Genomic DNA, 17,945 nt, shown 5'->3' with positions numbered 1-17,945 from the left:
GCATGAAAAAAAGCCCGGCGTGATCGCTCACGCCGGGCCTTCTGTTTGAGCGGGATGACCGAGGTCATTCCTTGGCGTGGAGGTCTGTGCCGAGCGTATCCCTGACGAAGATCATGCCGATGATAAGCGACATTGCCGCGATGATAACCGGGTACCAGAGACCGTAGTAGATATCGCCCTTGTAGGCGCTGAGCGCGAACACCGTTGCCGGCAGCAGACCGCCGAACCAGCCATTGCCAATGTGGTAGGGCAGCGACATGCCGGTGTAGCGAATGCGGGTCGGGAACATCTCGACCAGGATGGCCGCGATCGGCCCATAGACCATGGTCACGAACAGCACCAGGATGAACAGGATGCCGATCGTGAGCGGCCAGTTGATGGCTGCCGGATCGGCAGTCATGGCGAACGGACCGCCGCCCGGGATATTGTAGACGGTGACTTCGGGCGCACCCGCCGCCTCCTCCTTGGTCAGCAGCTTGTCGGCCATCGCCTTGTCGGCCGGAACCGTCGCCTTTTCGCCGCCGCGGATGGCCGCGGCATCGAGCTTGAGTTCGGGATTGGCCGCGATGAAGGCGTCGAGCTTCTGGTCCGGAACCTTGGCCGCGGCCCGCTTCAGCGGATAGCCGCCGTCCCGCAGCGCCATGTTCACCGCTTTCTGGAAGGCCGCCTCCTTTGCCTTGGCCTGATCGCCAGCGGCAACGGCATCATAGGACGCCACCGTCTCATTGCCGATCTTGACCGTGGCAGCCGTGCCGGGCGCCGCCGTCGCAACGACGTCGTAAGGCACTGAGTTCTTGGTCAGGAACGACGTCGCGATATCACAGGAAGTCGTGAACTTCGCCGTGCCGACAGGGTTGAACTGGAACTTGCAGTCGCCGGGCGCCGCCGTCACCGTCGCGCGGGTGTTCTGCTGCGCGGTGGCCAGAGCCGGATTGGCGGCCCAGGTAAGCGCCTTGAACAGCGGGAAAGTGCAGACGATGCCGAGCGCAAGGCCCGCCATGATGATGGGCTTGCGGCCGATCTTGTCCGACAGCCAGCCGAATACGACGAAGAAGATCGAGCCGACGGCAAGCGCGATAGCGATCATGACGTTGACCGACCATGCGTCGACCTTCAGCACGTTCTGCAGGAAGAACAGGGCGTAGAACTGCCCGTTGTACCAGATCACGGCCTGGCCGGCGGTAAGGCCGAGCAGCGCCAGAAGCGCGATCTTGGCGTTTTTCCACTGACCGAAAGCTTCCGTTAGCGGCGCCTTCGAGCCCTTGCCTTCCTCCTTCATGCGCTGGAAGGTCGGCGACTCCGAAAGCGACAGCCGGATCCAAATCGAGATGGCTAGCAGCAGGAACGAGACGATGAAGGGGATGCGCCAACCCCAACTGGCGTAGGTCTCCTTGCTGAGCGAGCCCTGGACGATCAGGATGACGATCAGCGACAGGAACAGGCCGAGCGTCGCCGTGGTCTGGATCCAGGACGTGTAGTAGCCGCGTCGGTCGTCCGGCGCGTGTTCGGCGACGTAGGTCGCGGCACCGCCATACTCGCCGCCAAGCGCAAGGCCCTGCAGCATGCGCAGCGCGATCAGGATCACGGGCGCCGCGATGCCCCAACTGGCATAGCCGGGCAGCAGGCCGACCAGGAAGGTGGACAGGCCCATGATCGTCATGGTGACGAGGAAAGTGTATTTGCGGCCGACGAGATCGCCGATGCGGCCGAACACCAGCGCGCCGAACGGACGCACGAGGAAGCCGGCGGCAAAGGCCAGCAGCGCGAAGATGTTGCGCGTCGCTTCCGGGATCGCCGGGCTGAAGAAGGTCGAGCCGATGAAGGCGGCCAGCGAGCCGTAGAGATAAAAATCGTACCATTCGAAAACGGTGCCGAGCGAGGAGGCGAAGATGACTTTCTTCTCCTCCCGCGTCATACCGCGGCTGGTTCTGCCGGCGGTCGAAGCCATTGCCATTGATGTATCCTCCCGTGAGATCCCGTCTGTCCTCGATGGCTGCGCGCCACCGTCTGCGCCCCTGCGAACGCGGACTCAAAAACGCAGCCAACAACGAAAAATGACAGAAAGGGCGGGCGAAAGGCACCGCGACGATGGGATTATGACTTTGGTATTAGGTGCAGTGCGAAAGCTGAGTGCAGCACTTGGAGCGGATCATTTCCGGCACCGGGCAGCAAATATCGCCGATCGAATGTGTCTTCTTGGAAAGGAAGCGTTTCTCAAGATGCATGGCCAAGCGTCAGCGATTGATCGCCAACGTCTCGTCGTTGATTATCCCAAGGCGTGCTTCAATCAATGCGATCTCGTCGGGCGCGTCGGCGCCAGAGGCCTCTATCTCCATGAAGAGTTGCTCGAAACCACCCGGCGTCACTATTGCGAACATCTGCCCGGGCTCGTCGCCAATGTTTCGCCAACTGTGACGCACGTGAGGAGGCAAAACAACGACGGCGCCTGGAGGGGCATCGAATTCCTCGTCACCACATTGGAAACGATAGATCCCGCGTATCACCCGAAAAACCTCGGTCTCTCGGGTGTGGGTGTGAGGGGCCGGGCCTTTCCCGGGTGGGGTGAAAGTTTCCCACATCCCGAATGCGCCGTTCGTCTCGGCTGCAGTGGCATGGATCACAACTTTTGCGCCATGGGGCGCTTTAGCCAGGCGCTCCCTGCCCGGCATTGAGGTTACCGCATTCCGAAAGTCTGACATTGCCGCCCCCGATTGCGCCGCGAATAATAGCATAGGATCGGTTGCCGGATAGCTGTCAGTGGCCACGCGGTATTCTGAACGGAACCCGTTGTGCGGCGTTCCTGAAGTTACTTTAGCCTTGCAGAGCCTCGAGCAGGCTGACCGCCGCCATCATGTCGCGCTTGCGCGCCAAGCGGCGCGCCATGGCCTCCGCATCCTGGCCCCAATGCTCGATCTGCCAATCCTCGTCGACATGGCCGGCCGCCCAGGCTTCCTCGCCGTCGAGCTCGCCGAAATCGACGGCCAAGGCTAGCAGCGCCGAACCGGTCAGCGCTGTCATGACATGGATGGCGGCCAGCCGCATCGGTTCCGAGCGCTGGCCAAGATGCGCGCCGAGGACCGCGATTGTCTCGCGCGGCTGCTCGACATGGATGACGCCTTCGGCAAGGTTGAAGCGTGCGCCGAGATGGCCGCGCGCCCAGTCCAGCACCGGGTCCCAATGCTTGTTCTGGCGATCGACCAGGCCTTGCGGGCTATCGGCGCGGTAGCAAAGAAGATCGGACGAGGCGAAGCGCAGGATATCCTCCAGCACCGCCTGCGGATCGGAGGCGACGCCGTCGATGGCGGTGTTCACCAGCCGCATGATAGGCATCGTCACGGGATCGATCACTTCGCCTTGCGCGCTGAATTCAGCGGCCACAAGTGCTGCAGCCTTTTCGGTCGGCAGCACCATCACAGCCCTGCCCGGCGTGCGCACCGGGCGGCCGTCGAGATGAACGGCAAAGCCATTCTCGACAGGAACCACCGAAACATCCTTGTAGAAACGTTTCGGCAGCGGCGTCTTCATCTGGATTTGGGCGCGGCGCACAGGATCGGGATCCGAAAGCAGCTTGCCGGCTTCGAGGTCTTCGAGGATGTCGCGCATTCCGAACTCCTTAAAGCAATTTGAGGAAAGGTGTGAAGCGGTTTTGCGTCCGCAATCGCGCCAACACAAAGAGATAGGGCAGCTTGCCGTTCCGCGAGCTGATCTATGGTGTGGGCTGTCTGCGCGCCGGGCGATTGACGATGATCAGCCCGGCGGCAATCAGGCCGAGCGCTAGGAAAATCCTGGTCGTCGGCAGCTCGCCCAACAGCACCGCGCCGCACAGGACGCCGAACACCGGCGACAGAAAGGCGAAGCTCGACAAGCCGGCTGCCGGATAGCGCGTGAGCAGCCAGAACCACAACACATAGGTGAAGGCGACGATATAGATAGACTGGAACAGCAGCGCCAGTGTCGGCAGGACGGCAAGCGCGCGGATGGGTGGGCCGGCGAAAGGCATCACCAGCAGACCGACGACGGCGGCGCCGGCCAGCTGATAGAGCAGCAGTTTCTCCGCGCGCGTCTCGGCCAGCCTCGATCGTTTGATGACGATGCTGGTCGCCGCCCAGAGAATGCCCGAGCCGAGACTGAGCAGATCGCCGGTCAGTGTCGCGCCGCTGCCGGCAGCGATGCCGTCGGAGAAGACCGCCGCCAGGCCGCAGAAGGCGAGAACAAGCCCACCGAGCTTGCGCGCGTTGATGTGCTCGCCAAGCAGGAAATGTCCGCCGATCAGCACCCAGAACGGCATGGTGTTGACCAAAAGCGTGTTGCGGGCAACGGTCGTATATTCGAGGCCGATATAGAGACACAGGAACTCGACGCCGAAGAGCACGCCGACGACGATGCCGGCGGCCAGCGTCCGATCCGCTTCGAAGAGCTTGATGCCGCGCAGCCGGCACCAGGCGAACACGCAGGCTCCCCCGATGAGCGAACGTGCGATCGAGACGAAGACAGGGTCGTAGCCGGAGTATGACACCTTGGCGGCGACATAGTTCAGGCCCCAGGAAAAGGTCAGCCCGACCATGATGGCGGCGGCGGCCATATCGACTGCATCGCGTCTGTCCAATGCGGGGGCGACAGCCAAGTCAGTCTTCCGCGCTCTGGTCGTCGAAGCCGATCAGGTTCCAGCTCTGGCGCATATGCGGCGGCATCGGCGCCGTGACGTCGATGACGCCGTGGTCCGGATGCGGGATGATGATGCGGCGCGCATGCAGGTGCAGGCGGTTTTGAATGCCACCCGGGAAATCCCAATTGGTATCGGCCTCGAAATATTTGGGATCGCCGATGATCGGGCAACCTATGTAGGCGGCGTGAACGCGAAGCTGGTGCGTGCGGCCGGTATAGGGCTCCATCTCCAGCCAGGTCATCGTCTGCGCCGCCTGCTCGATGACACGGTAGTAGGAGACGGCGTGGTCGGCGCCCTTCTCGCCATGCGCAGCCACGCGCACGCGGTCGCCATCTTCCGTCGGCTCCTTGATCAGCCAGGTCGAGATCTTGTCCTCGCGCTTGGGCGGCACGCCCTTGACCAGCGCCCAGTAGGTTTTCTTGGTCTCGCGCGCGCGGAACGCCTCCGACAGCTTCATCGCCGCAAGACGGGTACGGGCAACCACCAGCACGCCGGACGTGTCGCGATCGAGGCGATGGACGAGGCGCGGCTTCTCGCCCTTCTTGTTGCGCCAGGCCTCCAGCATGTCGTCGACATTACGGGTGACGCCGGAGCCGCCCTGGACCGCCAGGCCGGCCGGCTTGTTGAAGACGAAAACTTTCGGATCCTCATGCAGGAGCATCTTGGCGAGCACGTCGGCATCGCCTTGGTTACGGATCGAGTGACCGGTGAGCGGCGCATCACCCTTCTTATCGACGTCGAGCGGCGGAACGCGGACAGACTGGCCGGGCTCGACACGCGTGTCGGCCTTCACCCGGCCGCCATCGACGCGGATTTGCCCCGACCGAAGCAACTTCTGCAGATGGCCGAAGCCGAGGCCCGGATAATGGACCTTGAACCAGCGGTCGAGCCGCATGCCCGCCTCACCGGCCTCAACCGTGATCTGTTCAACACCTGCCATGACTTTGCTTTTCCATTCGAAAGCGGCGCCATAGCACTAAGGCGGACAGGTTGCGAGCCAAAGGCCCAACAAAGCGCGATAATTACCCCAACGTCGTCTGATCAACTGCCCGAAGGCGTAAGCACCGCGCAGACCGTCGAGCGCGTCAGGAAGCGCTTCTCGCGGCCATTCTCGAGCGAGAACATGCCGCCCCTGCCCTTCACCACATCGATGATGAGGTCGGTGTGCTTCCACGCCTCATATTGAGAGGCGCTGATGTAGACCGGCGTATCGCCGATTTCGCCCAATTTCACGTCATTGTCGCCGATCATGAACTCGCCACGCGGGTAGCACATCGGCGAAGAGCCGTCGCAGCAGCCGCCGGACTGATGGAACAGAACCGGGCCGTGATCGGCGATGATCTCGGCAAGCAGCGCCTCGGCCTCCGGCGTGGCCGACACCTTGCCCAATGAAGGCTTGTCCATCAAATCCTCCTCGACTGACGGGAGGACGCGGGTGGGCCGCGCCCTCCTCTTCGCCCTGGGAGGATCAGAAGAAGCCGAGCTTCTTCGGGCTGTAGCTGACCAGCATGTTCTTGGTCTGCTGATAGTGGTCGAGCATCATCTTGTGCGTCTCGCGTCCGATGCCGGATTGCTTGTAGCCGCCGAAGGCGGCATGCGCCGGATAGGCGTGATAGCAGTTGGTCCAGACACGTCCGGCCTGGATGGCGCGGCCGAAGCGGTAGCAGCGGTTCGCGTCGCGGCTCCAGATGCCGGCGCCGAGGCCGTAGAGGGTGTCGTTGGCGATCGACAGCGCCTCGTCATCGTCCTTGAAGGTCGTCACGGACACGACGGGTCCAAATATCTCCTCCTGGAAGATGCGCATCTTGTTGTTGCCCTTGAACACTGTCGGCTTGACGTAGTAGCCGCCGGCGAGATCGCCCGGCAGATAGTTCCGCTCGCCGCCGGTCAAGACTTCGGCGCCTTCCTGGCGGCCGATGTCGAAGTAGGACAGGATCTTTTCCAGCTGCTCGCTCGAGGCCTGCGCGCCGATCATGGTGGCGGGATCGAGCGGATCGCCCTGGACGATCGCCTCGACACGCTTCAGCGCGCGCTCGATGAACTTGTCGTAGATCTTCTCATGCACCAGCGCGCGGCTGGGGCACGTGCAGACCTCGCCCTGGTTGAGCGCGAACATGACGAAGCCCTCGATCGCCTTGTCGAAGAAATCGTCGTCTTCGGCGGTCACATCCTGGAAGAAGATGTTGGGCGACTTGCCGCCAAGCTCGAGCGTCACCGGAATGAGGTTCTGGCTGGCATATTGCGAGATCAGGCGGCCGGTGGTCGTCTCGCCGGTGAAAGCGATCTTGGCGATGCGGTTCGACGAGGCGAGCGGCTTGCCGGCCTCAAGGCCGAAGCCGTTGACGATGTTGAGCACGCCTTCTGGCAAGAGGTCACCGATGAGGTCGGCCCACAGCATGATCGTGGCGGGTGTCTGCTCGGCGGGCTTCAGCACCACGCAATTGCCGGCGGCGAGCGCCGGCGCCAGCTTCCACACCGCCATCAGCAGCGGGAAGTTCCACGGAATGATCTGGCCGACGACACCGAGCGGCTCATGGAAGTGGTAGGCGACGGTGTCGTGGTCGATTTCGGAGATCGAGCCTTCCTGGCTGCGCAGCACGCCGGCGAAATAGCGGAAATGGTCGATGGCCAGAGGCAGGTCGGCGGCGGTCGTCTCGCGGATCGGCTTGCCATTGTCCCAGGTCTCGGCGAGCGCCAGCAGGTCGAGATTGTCTTCCATGCGATCAGCGATGCGGTTGAGGATCAGCGCGCGGGCCGCGGGGCTGGTCTTGCCCCAGGCGTCCTTGGCCGTGTGGGCTGCATCAAGCGCGGCCTCGATGTCATTTGCGTCCGACCGGGCAATTTCGCAGAGCGGCCGGCCGGTGACCGGCGAGATGTTGTCGAAATATCTGCCGGAGAGCGGCGCGGCCCACTTGCCGCCGATGAAGTTGTCGTAGCGCTTGGCGAAAGGAACCTTGGCCGTGCGCGAGAATTCCACCTTGTTCATCACTGCCTCCCGATGAGCACGCCGCGGGATGCGGCGCTATGGGAGGAAGGGTTGCGGATCGGCGTTGGCTTGTCAGCCCGGGGCTGGATGATCGTGGCGCCCGACTGTCGCAGAACTGCGACAGTCCGGTCTGCAATCAATGCGGGCGGCGAATGTCGAAGCGGGCGAGCTTGCGATGCAGGGTGGCGCGGGAGATGCCGAGGTTCTGCGCGGCGGCCGAGACGTTGCCGCCGGCGCGCGCCAGCGCCCGCTGAACCACACCACGCTCGGCATCGTCCAAATCCTCAGCGGTCTTTGCGCAGTCGCCGAGAATATCGGTGGCAAGCAGTCCTCTCGCCAGCGCTTCCCGCGTTATGCCGAGACCAAGACGGGCAGAGCGCGTCGCGCCGATCACAAGATCATCCGAATCGACCGCTATCAGCGCACCGGCGCTGCGCTCGGTGACGGGTGCGAGCAAGATGCGGGCATCCGAAAACACCATGCGGAAATTTTCCGCTTCGATCCGGCGCGCGGCGTCGCCGACCGCGACCGCGATGAGCTGTACAAAGCCCTCGGTCAGGTCTGACCGGCAGGACGAGACATCGAGCGCCGCCGCCAGATTGCCTTCATGGTCATAGACCGGAGCCGTGGTGCAGCTCAGCAGCGTGTTGCGGGAGAAGAAATGCTGATCGCGGTGGATGGTCAGAGCGCGCTGGTCGGCGATGCAGGTGCCGATGCCGTTGGTGCCTTCGCTGTCCTCGCTCCAGACGGTGCCGGTCCACAGGCCCCATTCATCGAATGTCTCGTCGTCCGCGACAGCGCCCCGTCGCTCCACCGGGATGCCGTCGCGATCCGCCAGCATGACGCAGCAGCCGACGCCGCCCACGGCGAGATAGAGCCGATTGAGGCTGGGTTCGGCCGCGCGGATCAACCGCTCCATGCGCTGTCTCGTGAGCCTGAGCTCGCCTTCGGTCAGTCGCCGCGGCGCCGTGCGTGCTGCGGGGTCCAGGCCGTGCAATTGGAGGGACCGCCGCCACGAAGCGACGACCGCCGAATGGGCTGCGTCGCTCTTGGCGACCGAGGCCTGGACCTGGTCCGCGTGCACGGCTGGTTGCCGTCCGATCAACCTAATCCTCCCGGTGAGCGGAACCTCCTGCCGCTCCGCCACCATGCCCGCTAGAACATTTCCGACGCCAGTTGCGGGTCAGCTTTCGATAGAACGCCGGCCGGAACGCGTATTTGATCTTGCGCAATTCCCGACGAAAAATCGCTACGCGTGTCCTGGAGCCGCGCTGGAGTCCTAAAGGTCGCGGTTCGTCCGCGCCATTGGACGTTGGTTTAAGGCCGATTGAGGCGAGGTTCCGCCGTGGTCAGTTGGCGGCCGCCTTCGGCTTGGATGAGCCGATCATCTTCCAGTTCTTGTAGAAGACCGAATTGATGCGCTCCACGCTGACGGAGACGATGGCGAGAAGGCCCGCGATCAGCCTGGGAAACGGAGACGGCCGGATGATATCGACGAAGACGCAGTAGCGGCGGCCGTCATATTCGTTGACCGAGCGGTGGAACAGGGTGTCGTCGAAGATGAACAGCGGATTGTCGTACCAGTAGTTCTTCTTGCTGCCGCACTGGACGAAGATCTCGGCCTTGACCGGTATCAGATTGTAGAGGATGCGCAGGCTGAGCCGGAGCGGACCGAAATGCCAGGACGTCGATTCGCGCTTGCTGAAAACGGATACCGCGATCGTCTTGATGTATTTGTAGTCCTTGTTGAATTCGGGGACGTTGTCGATCTTGTGCTTGCCGTACCACTGGTAGACATACATGCCGCGGCGGCCGGCGCCGAAATTGGCATCGATATCGGCGATGATCTCGTCCTTGCGCGCCTTGAAGACGCCCAGCACCTCGTTGATCTCGCGCTGATAGTCCTCGGGGAACTGCTCGGGCTTCCAGACGCCGGGGTTGCGGTAGCTGAGAAGGTCGACGATCAGATTGAACGGCGACAACAGCCAGGTGAACAGGCCGTTGCCGAGGAAGTAGCGCTCGAACAGGTTCTGGTTCTTCTGGTCGTTGCGCATGACATCGATCAGGCCGCAGACGACCCAGATGGTGGTCAGGATCGGGATGAAGTAGAAGGCGAGCGCGAGAACCACGACGGCGATGGCGGCCTTGCGGAGCGTCTTGACGGTTTGCTTTGTCATTGTCATTCGCGCGGGAGCGCGATCCTGTTCCATGGGACAACATCACGGCGACCCCCGCCAGCCGTGCGTCTTGATAGGATTTTTTGTTTCCCGGCACAATGCCGCAGCAGGTGTGGTCCACCACAACGCGGCTTGGCGTCGAAGCGTGCCGACCGCCGGGCCGCGTAACTCAGCTGTTCCGTTCGCTTCGCAGCTTCGCCCAGTATTCCAGCCGCTTGCGGATATCGCGCTCGAAACCGCGTTCCGGCGGATCGTAGAAAGTGCGCCGGCCCATCTTCTCCGGAAAATAGTCCTGGCCTGAAAACGCCTCCGGCTCGTCATGGTCGTAGCGATAGCCGGCGCCGTAATCCTCCTGCTTCATCAGCTTGGTCGGCGCGTTGAGGATGTGCTTGGGCGGCAGCAGCGAGCCGAACTCCTTGGCTGCCGCGGTCGCGGCCTTGAAGGCAGTGTAGACCGCGTTCGATTTCGGCGCCGTGGCGAGATAAACGGCGGCCTGGGCAAAGGCGAGCTCGCCCTCTGGCGAGCCTAGATAGTCATAGGCGTCCTTGGCCGCATTGGCCACGACAAGCGCCTGTGGGTCGGCGAGTCCGATATCCTCCACCGCCATGCGCACGAGCCGGCGGCCGAGATAAAGCGGATCCTCGCCGGCATCGAACATGCGAGCAAGATAGTAGAGCGCAGCATCCGGATCGGAGCCGCGCACCGATTTATGCAGCGCCGAGATCAGATTGTAGTGGCCGTCCTGGCCCTTGTCGTAGATCGGCGCACGGCGCTGGATGACGCGCTGCAGGCCTTCCGGCCCGAACACCTCGCCTTTCTTGGCGGCGCGCCAGACTTCCTCAGCCAGCGTCAGCGAGGCGCGGCCGTCGCCATCCGCCATGCGGATCAGCATGGCGCGCGCTTCTTCGTCGAGCGGCAGCGCCCTGCCCTCGGTTTCTTCTGCCCGGGCCAGAAGCTTGGCGATGCTGTCCTCACCCAGCGAACGGAACACCAGCACGCGCGCGCGGGACAAAAGCGCGGCATTCAATTCGAAGGACGGGTTCTCCGTCGTGGCGCCGACCAGCACTACGGTCCCGTCTTCCATCACCGGCAAAAACCCGTCCTGCTGGGCGCGGTTGAAGCGATGGATCTCGTCGACGAAGAGCAGCGTCTGGCGGCCGTTGGCGCGCCTCAGCTTCGCCGCCTCGAAGACTTTCTTGAGGTCCGCGACGCCGGAAAACACGGCAGAGATCTGCTCGAAGGCAAGCTTGGTCTCGCCGGCGAGCAGCCGCGCCACTGTCGTCTTGCCGGTGCCGGGGGGACCCCAGAAGATCATCGAGCCGAGCGAACCCGAATCGATCAACCTGGTCAGCGCGCCGTCAGGTCCGGTCAGATGCTCTTGCCCGACGACCTCGCCGAGGTTTTTTGGGCGCAACCGATCGGCCAGCGGCCGCCCGGGCGGCGCCTTTTCCGGCTCATCGGAACTGAACAGATCTGCCATGCAAGTCTTTTGGTTGAAACGCGGTTCCGCTCGTTTTAGAGCACCATCTTATCCGAACGCCGGTTCTCACTTCTTGCTACGCCGGCCTTCGGTTCGGGATCATGATCATGCTCTAAATGGGCAGATCGCCTCAATAACGCAACACCTGGCGCAGTATCTGCCCGCCGCGCTCGACGGTAAAGCGCCACCAGCGCGTGTCCTGCTGGGCAACCTGCGCCAGTGTCGCCGCGGTCTCGATGGTGGTGCCGTTCACCTCGCGCACGATATCGCCCGGCTGGAAACCGAAATCGGCGGCCGGCGAATCGCGGCTGATATCGATGACGGTGACGCCCTTGAGATCGGTGCGAAGGCCAAGCCGCTGGGCAAGCCTGGGCGACAGTTCCGCCACCTTGGCGCCGGAAAAGGGACTGCGGCCACGCAAGGTGACCTCGCTGGGCTTGGCGCCTTCCGGCGCGCGCTCCAGCGGAATCTCCAACGTCGCCTGCTGCCCCTTGCTCAGCACGGCGAAGGTCGCCTTGGTGCCGATCGACAGCGTCGCCATGCGGTAGTCGAGCGCCTCGATGCTTTCGACCGGCGTGTTGTTGAGCGACAGGATGACGTCGCCAGGCTTCAGGCCGGCCTTGCCAGCAGGCCCGGTGGCGTCCACGGACGACACCAATGCGCCGGTGGGTTTCTCCATGCCGAGCGACTCTGCGATCTGCGGCGTCACCAGTTCGAATTCCGCTCCGATATAGGGACGCTCGAAGAAGTCGAGCCCGGCCTTGGCGGCGTCGGCGAAGGCGCGCACCATGTTCGAAGGAATGGCGAAGCCGATGCCGATCGAACCGCCGCTGCGGCTGTAGATGGCCGTGTTGATGCCGACCAGCTGGCCGCCCATGTTGATCAGGGCGCCGCCGGAGTTTCCGGGATTGATGGCGGCATCGGTCTGGATGAAATAGCCCGAATCCGAAACGCCGATATGGCTGCGGGCGAGCGCCGAGACAATGCCGCTGGTGGTGGTCTGGCCGACACCGAACGGATTGCCGATGGCGAGCACAAGGTCGCCGACCTCAAGCGCGTCGGAATCGCCGATGGCAATCACCGGAAACGGCTTGTCGGCCGAGATCTTGAGCACCGCGAGATCGAGTGTCTCGTCCTTGAGCATGACCTTTGAGGTGAACTCGCGCCCGTCGGCGGTCGCGACCTTCACCTCGTCAGCATCTTTGATGACGTGGAAGTTGGTGACGATCACGCCGCTCGGATCGACCAGCACGCCGGAACCCAGCGAGGACTGGGCGCGCGGCTGGGCACGGCCGAAGAACTCCTCGAAGAAGGGATCGCCTTCGAAAGGTGACGTCACCTTTGCGGTCTGCGAGGCATAGACATTCACGACGGCCGGCGCCGTCTGCTTGACCAGCGGCGCGAAGGAGAGCTGCACCTCCTCGCGGCCGAACGGCACGCGCTTGTCGGGGCCGGACGTGCCGTTCTCGCCTTCGACGCCATGCAACAGATCGGTCAGCACGTCGGAGAGGCCCGGATCGGCCGGCTTGGCGGCGTCCTCGGCAAAAGCCTGTCTTGCGGCCGGTGCCGCGGCGAAGACCGCCAGCGCGGCAACAAGAAACAGTCGTTTGAGGTGCATTCTCGAATCCCTCCAGATAGGGCGCCATTGTCTCGACGAATGTGCAGAATGAAAGGCTAATGCACACAAATGCGACACTTGTCGCGCAAAAGCTTGAGCCTGGGCGTGAAATTCCGCTCACCCGCTCAAACCTGCTCCAAATGCAAAAGGGGCCCGTAGGCCCCTCGAAGTCATTGACGAAACAGCGACCTCAGGCGGCCGCGGCTTCCTCGTTGGCGCCCTCAGCCTCTATGCGGGCGCGGTCGGCGGCGCCCTTGGCCGAGGTATCGCGATCGACGAATTCGATCACCGCCATCGCGGCGTTGTCGCCCTTGCGGAAGCCCGCCTTCATGATGCGCAGATAGCCGCCATTGCGGGTGGCGTAGCGCGGGGCGATGGTCTCGAACAGACGCTTGACGACGCCTTCATTGCCGATCTGCGCGATCACCTGGCGGCGGGCGTGCAGGTCGCCGCGCTTGCCGAGCGTCACGAGCTTCTCGACGATCGGACGCAGGTCCTTCGCCTTCGGCAAGGTGGTGACGATCTGCTCGTGCTCGATCAGCGACACGGCGAGATTGGCGAACATCGACTTGCGGTGGCTGATGCTGCGGGCGAAACGACGGCCTTTGAAACCGTGGCGCATGGCTCTTTTCCTTCTTCAGTTGTTCAAGAGGCCACGGCCTCTGATGGTTTTCCGCATGACCGTCGGATCGAGCGGCTCTCGCCGCCGATCCTTGGAATTCATGCTCAATATTGGTCTTCGTAACGCTTGGCGAGGTCTTCGATGTTTTCCGGCGGCCAGTCCGGCACTTCCATGCCGAGATGGAGGCCCATGGCCGCCAGCACTTCCTTGATCTCGTTCAGCGACTTGCGGCCGAAGTTCGGGGTGCGCAGCATCTCGGCTTCGGTCTTCTGGATCAGGTCGCCGATGTAGACGATGTTGTCGTTCTTCAGGCAGTTGGCCGAACGCACCGAAAGCTCGAGCTCGTCGACCTTCTTGAGCAGCGCCGGGTTGAAGGCGAGCTCGGTGACGGCCTCGGTGGCGACTTCCTTCTGCGGCTCGTCGAAGTTGACGAACAGGCCAAGCTGGTCCTGCAGGATGCGAGCGGCGAAAGCGACCGCGTCCTCGCCCGAAATCGAGCCGTTGGTCTCGATCGTCATGGTCAGCTTGTCATAGTCGAGAACCTGGCCCTCGCGGGTGTTCTCGACCTTGTAGGAGACCTTCTTGACCGGCGAATAGAGGCTGTCGACCGGGATCAGCCCGATCGGCGCGTCCTCGGCGCGGTTGCGCTCGGCCGGCACATAGCCCTTGCCGGTGTCGACGGTGAACTCCATGCGGATCTCGGCGCCCTCGTCCAGCGTGCAGATCACGTGGTCGGGGTTGAGGATCTCGACGTCGCCGACCGTCTGGATGTCGCCGGCGAGCACGGCGCCCGGGCCCTGCTTGCGCACGACCATGCGCTTGGGGCCATCGCCTTCCATGCGGATGGCGATTTCCTTGATGTTGAGCACGATGTCGGTCACGTCCTCGCGCACGCCGGCGATGGACGAGAATTCGTGCAGCACGCCGTCGATCTGCACGGCGGTGACAGCCGCGCCGCGCAGCGAAGACAGAAGCACACGCCGCAGCGCGTTGCCCAGCGTCAGGCCAAAGCCGCGTTCGAGCGGCTCGGCCACCAGCGTGGTCAGCGTCTTCTTCTTCGACGAGAACTCGATCTTGTTCGGCTTGATCAGTTCCTGCCAGTTTTTCTGGATCATAAAAGTCTTCCTTCCTTTGCCCCGCCACCATCCAATCGTGGCGGGCGACACGGAAAACCGCGGAGGATCGCCTTGGCGTTCGCGCGGCGTTTAAAAATCAGACGCGGCGCTTCTTGCGCGGGCGGCAGCCATTGTGCGGGATCGGCGTCACGTCACGGATCGAGGTGATGGTGAAGCCCGCCGCCTGCAGCGCGCGGAGCGCCGATTCACGACCGGAGCCGGGTCCGCAGACCTCGACCTCGAGCATGCGCATGCCGTGTTCCTGCGCCTTCTTGGCGACGTCCTCGGCAGCCATCTGGGCTGCGAACGGGGTCGACTTGCGCGAACCCTTGAAACCCTGGGCACCGGCCGACGACCAGGCGATCGAATTGCCCTGCGCGTCGGTGATGGTGATCATGGTGTTGTTGAAGGTCGAATTGACGTGGGCAACGCCCGACGAAATGTTCTTGCGTTCGCGACGGCGAACACGAGCGGCTTCCTTGGCCATGGTATTCCTTTCAGTTGATCTCTACACCGCCGTAATGCCAGCGGCTCCACCTTGGAAAAGCGAGTAGTGAGTAGGGAATAGCGAACAGGGTCCCCTACTCGCTAACCGCTACTCGCTATTCGCTCAATTACTTCTTCTTGCCGGCGATCGCCTTGGCCGGGCCCTTGCGGGTGCGGGCGTTGGTATGCGTGCGCTGGCCGCGGACCGGCAGCGAGCGACGGTGACGCAGGCCGCGGTAGCAGCCGAGGTCCATGAGCCGCTTGATGTTCATCGAGACTTCGCGGCGCAGGTCGCCTTCGACCTGGTAGTCGCGGTCGATCGTCTCGCGGATCTGCAGCACTTCCGCGTCGGTCAGCTGGTTGACGCGGCGGTCCGCCGGGATGCCGACCTTGTCGACGATCTCCTGGGCAAACTTCTTGCCGATGCCGTGAATGTACTGAAGCGCGATGACGACGCGCTTGTTGGTCGGAATGTTGACGCCGGCTATACGAGCCATTTTCTTCTCTTTCTCCATTTGGGCCGGACGAGCCGGCGCTGTCGAAGTTGCCCCGCGTCCGGTGGAGGCCGGCCCTTGCGGGAGTTTCCTGGTTCAAAGCGGATGCCTTGCCCGCAAGGGCAAGCAAAGTCCATGCCTGATAGGAAGACGGGCCGCCATACCCCAACGGACCACTCCAGTCAAGCGCAATCGTTAATTGTCGCCAAGCGCTATCTTTAGTTGGCGGCGCGGTCTAGTTCACCGCGGCCGCGAGCACCTTGCCGATCTCGGCGGTCACGGCATCGATACTGGCCATGCCATCGACAGTCTTGAGCTTGCCCTTGGCGTAGTAGTAGCCGGTCAGCGGCGCCGTCTTCTTGTAGTATTCGCGCAGGCGTTCCTCGAACACCTCCGGGTTGTCGTCCTTGCGCACAGGCTGGCCGGCGGCCTTGGCGTCCTCGGCGCGTTTGACGATTCGGCCAACCAGCGCCTTGTCGTCGACGACGAGCTCTATGACGGTGTCGAGCGCTATGCCGCGTTCGGCAAGCATGGCGTCGACCGCGTCGGCCTGGACCAGCGTGCGCGGATAGCCGTCGAGGATGAATCCCTTGGCGCAATCCGGCTGATCGATACGCTCGGCGACGATGGCGTTGACGATCGCATCCGAGACCAGCTCACCGGCATCCATCACCGCCTTGGCACGCTTGCCGACCTCGGTTCCGGCCTGGACGGCGGCACGCAGCATGTCACCCGTCGAGAGCTGGGGGATGCCGTGTTTTTCAACCAGTCTTTGTGCTTGTGTCCCCTTGCCCGCTCCTGGCGGCCCAAGCAAAATCAGCCTCATCTGCTCCTCTTCCCCCCGCGCAACTTCGACTTCTTGATCAGGCCCTCATACTGGTGCGCGATCAGGTGACCCTGAATCTGCGCCACCGTATCGAGCGTGACACTGACCACGATCAGAAGCGATGTGCCACCGAGGTAGAAAGGTACGCCAGTCGCCGAAATCAGGAACTCCGGCAGCAGACAGACCAGCACCAGGTAAATGGCGCCGATGACGGTAATGCGCGTCAGAACATAGTCGATATAGTCGGCGGTGCGCTCGCCCGGCCGATAACCCGGGATGAAGCCGGAGTGCTTCTTGAGCTGGTCGGCCGTGTCCTTCGGGTTGAAGACGATCGCCGTGTAGAAGAAGGCGAAGAAGATGATCATGCCCGCATAGAAGATCATGTAGAGCGGCTGGCCGTGGCCGAGCGAGGCGAGGATCGTGCTTGCCCAGGCCGGCAGGTTGGTCGCCTGCGAGAAGCCCGCCACGGTCGCCGGCAGAAGCAGCAGCGAGGACGCGAAGATCGGCGGGATGACGCCGGAGGTGTTGAGCTTCAGCGGCAAATGCGAGGTATCGCCCTGGAACATGCGATTGCCGACCTGGCGCTTCGGATACTGGATGAGCAGGCGCCGCTGCGCGCGTTCGAAGAAGACGATGAGCGCAATGACGATGATGGCCAGCACGATGATCGCGAGGATGAGGCCCGTCGACAGCGCGCCGGTACGGCCGAGTTCCAGCGTGCCGGAGATCGCGCGCGGCAGGCCCGCGACGATGCCGGAGAAGATGATCAGCGAAATGCCGTTGCCGATGCCGCGCGCGGTGATCTGCTCGCCGAGCCACATCAGGAACATGGTGCCGCCGACGAGCGTGACGACCGTCGAGATGCGGAAGAACATGCCGGGATCGTTGACGATGCCGTTGCCGCCCTCGAGGCCGATCGAAATGCCGTAGGCCTGGATCAGCGCCAGGAGCACGGTGCCGTAGCGCGTGTACTGGTTGATGATCTTGCGGCCCTGCTCGCCTTCCTTCTTCAGCGTTTCCAGCGACGGGATGACCGAGGTCATCAGCTGCATGATGATGGAGGCGGAGATGTAGGGCATGATGCCCAGCGCGAAGATCGCCATGCGCTGCACGGCGCCGCCGGCGAACATGTTGAACATGCCGAGCACGCCCTTGCTCTGCGAGGAGAAGGCCTGGGCGAAAGCATCGGGGTTGATGCCGGGAAGCGGGATATAAGTGCCGAGGCGGTAGACGAGCAGCGCGCCGATGGTGAACCAGATGCGCTTCTTGAGATCCTCGGCCTTGGCGAAGGCCGCGAAATTCAGATTGGAGGCTAGTTGTTCAGCAGCCGAGGCCATGCCTGATTCTCCGCTAGAGCATGATGCCGAAAAATGTGGAACGGTTTTCGGACGACATCATGCTCTACTTCTTTGATTTCTACGTCGCGCTCGATGCCGCAGCTCAGGCGGCGCGTGTCACCGAAGCTCACGAGATAA

The 17,945-nt window shown here is 63.1% G+C and carries 17 protein-coding genes; all 17 read right to left on the bottom strand.

Annotated features, from left to right (window positions below; translation table 11 throughout):
• Positions 1–64 precede the first annotated feature (64 nt).
• Entirely contained in the window at positions 65–1,954 is a 1,890-nt protein-coding gene (locus tag LB525_RS23085; RefSeq protein WP_224547501.1) for an MFS transporter, read from the bottom strand.
• Positions 1,955–2,234: 280 nt separating this feature from the next.
• Positions 2,235–2,699 (bottom strand): cupin domain-containing protein, encoded by a 465-nt coding sequence (locus LB525_RS23080; protein WP_224547658.1) that lies wholly within the window; start codon positions 2,697–2,699, stop codon positions 2,235–2,237.
• A 112-nt stretch (positions 2,700–2,811) separates the two neighbouring features.
• The gene (locus LB525_RS23075; RefSeq protein WP_224547499.1) at positions 2,812–3,603 is read right to left on the bottom strand and encodes an ATP12 family chaperone protein; all 792 of its coding nucleotides are present in this window, start codon (positions 3,601–3,603) and stop codon (positions 2,812–2,814) included.
• Positions 3,604–3,706: 103 nt separating this feature from the next.
• A complete protein-coding gene (locus tag LB525_RS23070; RefSeq protein ID WP_224547656.1) occupies positions 3,707–4,582 on the bottom strand; it encodes a DMT family transporter in 876 nt (291 codons plus the stop codon).
• Between the two features lie 43 nt (positions 4,583–4,625).
• Positions 4,626–5,606, bottom strand: a complete 981-nt coding sequence (locus tag LB525_RS23065; protein WP_140847581.1) for an RluA family pseudouridine synthase — start codon at positions 5,604–5,606, stop codon at positions 4,626–4,628.
• Positions 5,607–5,707: 101 nt separating this feature from the next.
• On the bottom strand, positions 5,708–6,070 hold the full coding sequence (locus tag LB525_RS23060) for a DUF779 domain-containing protein (protein WP_224547497.1): 363 nt from the start codon (positions 6,068–6,070) through the stop codon (positions 5,708–5,710).
• Positions 6,071–6,134: 64 nt separating this feature from the next.
• Entirely contained in the window at positions 6,135–7,652 is a 1,518-nt protein-coding gene (gene adh, locus LB525_RS23055) for an aldehyde dehydrogenase (protein WP_224547495.1), read from the bottom strand.
• A gap of 136 nt (positions 7,653–7,788) precedes the next feature.
• On the bottom strand, positions 7,789–8,757 hold the full coding sequence (locus LB525_RS23050; RefSeq protein WP_224530051.1) for a helix-turn-helix domain-containing protein: 969 nt from the start codon (positions 8,755–8,757) through the stop codon (positions 7,789–7,791).
• Positions 8,758–9,001: 244 nt separating this feature from the next.
• Complete coding sequence (locus tag LB525_RS23045) at positions 9,002–9,829, bottom strand: aspartyl/asparaginyl beta-hydroxylase domain-containing protein (RefSeq protein WP_095765500.1); 828 nt, start codon at positions 9,827–9,829, stop codon at positions 9,002–9,004.
• Between the two features lie 169 nt (positions 9,830–9,998).
• Complete coding sequence (locus LB525_RS23040; RefSeq protein WP_224547493.1) at positions 9,999–11,309, bottom strand: replication-associated recombination protein A; 1,311 nt, start codon at positions 11,307–11,309, stop codon at positions 9,999–10,001.
• 130 nt (positions 11,310–11,439) lie between these two features.
• Complete coding sequence (locus tag LB525_RS23035) at positions 11,440–12,927, bottom strand: DegQ family serine endoprotease (protein ID WP_095765502.1); 1,488 nt, start codon at positions 12,925–12,927, stop codon at positions 11,440–11,442.
• A gap of 190 nt (positions 12,928–13,117) precedes the next feature.
• Positions 13,118–13,549 (bottom strand): 50S ribosomal protein L17, encoded by a 432-nt coding sequence (gene rplQ / locus LB525_RS23030; RefSeq protein ID WP_140544883.1) that lies wholly within the window; start codon positions 13,547–13,549, stop codon positions 13,118–13,120.
• Between the two features lie 104 nt (positions 13,550–13,653).
• On the bottom strand, positions 13,654–14,664 hold the full coding sequence (locus tag LB525_RS23025) for a DNA-directed RNA polymerase subunit alpha (RefSeq protein ID WP_027170350.1): 1,011 nt from the start codon (positions 14,662–14,664) through the stop codon (positions 13,654–13,656).
• A gap of 97 nt (positions 14,665–14,761) precedes the next feature.
• Positions 14,762–15,151, bottom strand: a complete 390-nt coding sequence (gene rpsK / locus LB525_RS23020; RefSeq protein ID WP_006205444.1) for a 30S ribosomal protein S11 — start codon at positions 15,149–15,151, stop codon at positions 14,762–14,764.
• 127 nt (positions 15,152–15,278) lie between these two features.
• Positions 15,279–15,647, bottom strand: a complete 369-nt coding sequence (gene rpsM / locus LB525_RS23015) for a 30S ribosomal protein S13 (protein WP_027170351.1) — start codon at positions 15,645–15,647, stop codon at positions 15,279–15,281.
• Positions 15,648–15,879: 232 nt separating this feature from the next.
• On the bottom strand, positions 15,880–16,470 hold the full coding sequence (locus LB525_RS23010) for an adenylate kinase (RefSeq protein ID WP_224547491.1): 591 nt from the start codon (positions 16,468–16,470) through the stop codon (positions 15,880–15,882).
• Entirely contained in the window at positions 16,467–17,807 is a 1,341-nt protein-coding gene (secY, locus tag LB525_RS23005) for a preprotein translocase subunit SecY (protein ID WP_095765505.1), read from the bottom strand. The genes LB525_RS23010 and secY overlap by 4 nt, the downstream gene beginning before the upstream one ends.
• Positions 17,808–17,945: the final 138 nt, after the last annotated feature.

The organism is Mesorhizobium sp. CA16 (genome assembly GCF_020165175.1).
Taxonomy (GTDB): Bacteria; Pseudomonadota; Alphaproteobacteria; order Rhizobiales; family Rhizobiaceae; genus Mesorhizobium.
The sequence above is the reverse complement of the archived record's forward strand: the minus strand, read 5'-3'. Positions and strand labels throughout refer to the sequence as shown.

What these genes read in the sequence shown, in the direction of transcription:
- LB525_RS23085 (WP_224547501.1), bottom strand. Translation starts at nt 1,954, where the DNA reads ATGGCAATGGCTTCGACCGCCGGCAGAACCAGCCGCGGTATGACGCGG.
- LB525_RS23080 (WP_224547658.1), bottom strand. Translation starts at nt 2,699, where the DNA reads ATGTCAGACTTTCGGAATGCGGTAACCTCAATGCCGGGCAGGGAGCGC.
- LB525_RS23075 (WP_224547499.1), bottom strand. Translation starts at nt 3,603, where the DNA reads ATGCGCGACATCCTCGAAGACCTCGAAGCCGGCAAGCTGCTTTCGGAT.
- LB525_RS23070 (WP_224547656.1), bottom strand. Translation starts at nt 4,582, where the DNA reads ATGGCCGCCGCCGCCATCATGGTCGGGCTGACCTTTTCCTGGGGCCTG.
- LB525_RS23065 (WP_140847581.1), bottom strand. Translation starts at nt 5,606, where the DNA reads ATGGCAGGTGTTGAACAGATCACGGTTGAGGCCGGTGAGGCGGGCATG.
- LB525_RS23060 (WP_224547497.1), bottom strand. Translation starts at nt 6,070, where the DNA reads ATGGACAAGCCTTCATTGGGCAAGGTGTCGGCCACGCCGGAGGCCGAG.
- adh (WP_224547495.1), bottom strand. Translation starts at nt 7,652, where the DNA reads ATGAACAAGGTGGAATTCTCGCGCACGGCCAAGGTTCCTTTCGCCAAG.
- LB525_RS23045 (WP_095765500.1), bottom strand. Translation starts at nt 9,829, where the DNA reads ATGACAAAGCAAACCGTCAAGACGCTCCGCAAGGCCGCCATCGCCGTC.
- LB525_RS23040 (WP_224547493.1), bottom strand. Translation starts at nt 11,309, where the DNA reads ATGGCAGATCTGTTCAGTTCCGATGAGCCGGAAAAGGCGCCGCCCGGG.
- LB525_RS23035 (WP_095765502.1), bottom strand. Translation starts at nt 12,927, where the DNA reads ATGCACCTCAAACGACTGTTTCTTGTTGCCGCGCTGGCGGTCTTCGCC.
- rplQ (WP_140544883.1), bottom strand. Translation starts at nt 13,549, where the DNA reads ATGCGCCACGGTTTCAAAGGCCGTCGTTTCGCCCGCAGCATCAGCCAC.
- LB525_RS23025 (WP_027170350.1), bottom strand. Translation starts at nt 14,664, where the DNA reads ATGATCCAGAAAAACTGGCAGGAACTGATCAAGCCGAACAAGATCGAG.
- rpsK (WP_006205444.1), bottom strand. Translation starts at nt 15,151, where the DNA reads ATGGCCAAGGAAGCCGCTCGTGTTCGCCGTCGCGAACGCAAGAACATT.
- rpsM (WP_027170351.1), bottom strand. Translation starts at nt 15,647, where the DNA reads ATGGCTCGTATAGCCGGCGTCAACATTCCGACCAACAAGCGCGTCGTC.
- LB525_RS23010 (WP_224547491.1), bottom strand. Translation starts at nt 16,470, where the DNA reads ATGAGGCTGATTTTGCTTGGGCCGCCAGGAGCGGGCAAGGGGACACAA.
- secY (WP_095765505.1), bottom strand. Translation starts at nt 17,807, where the DNA reads ATGGCCTCGGCTGCTGAACAACTAGCCTCCAATCTGAATTTCGCGGCC.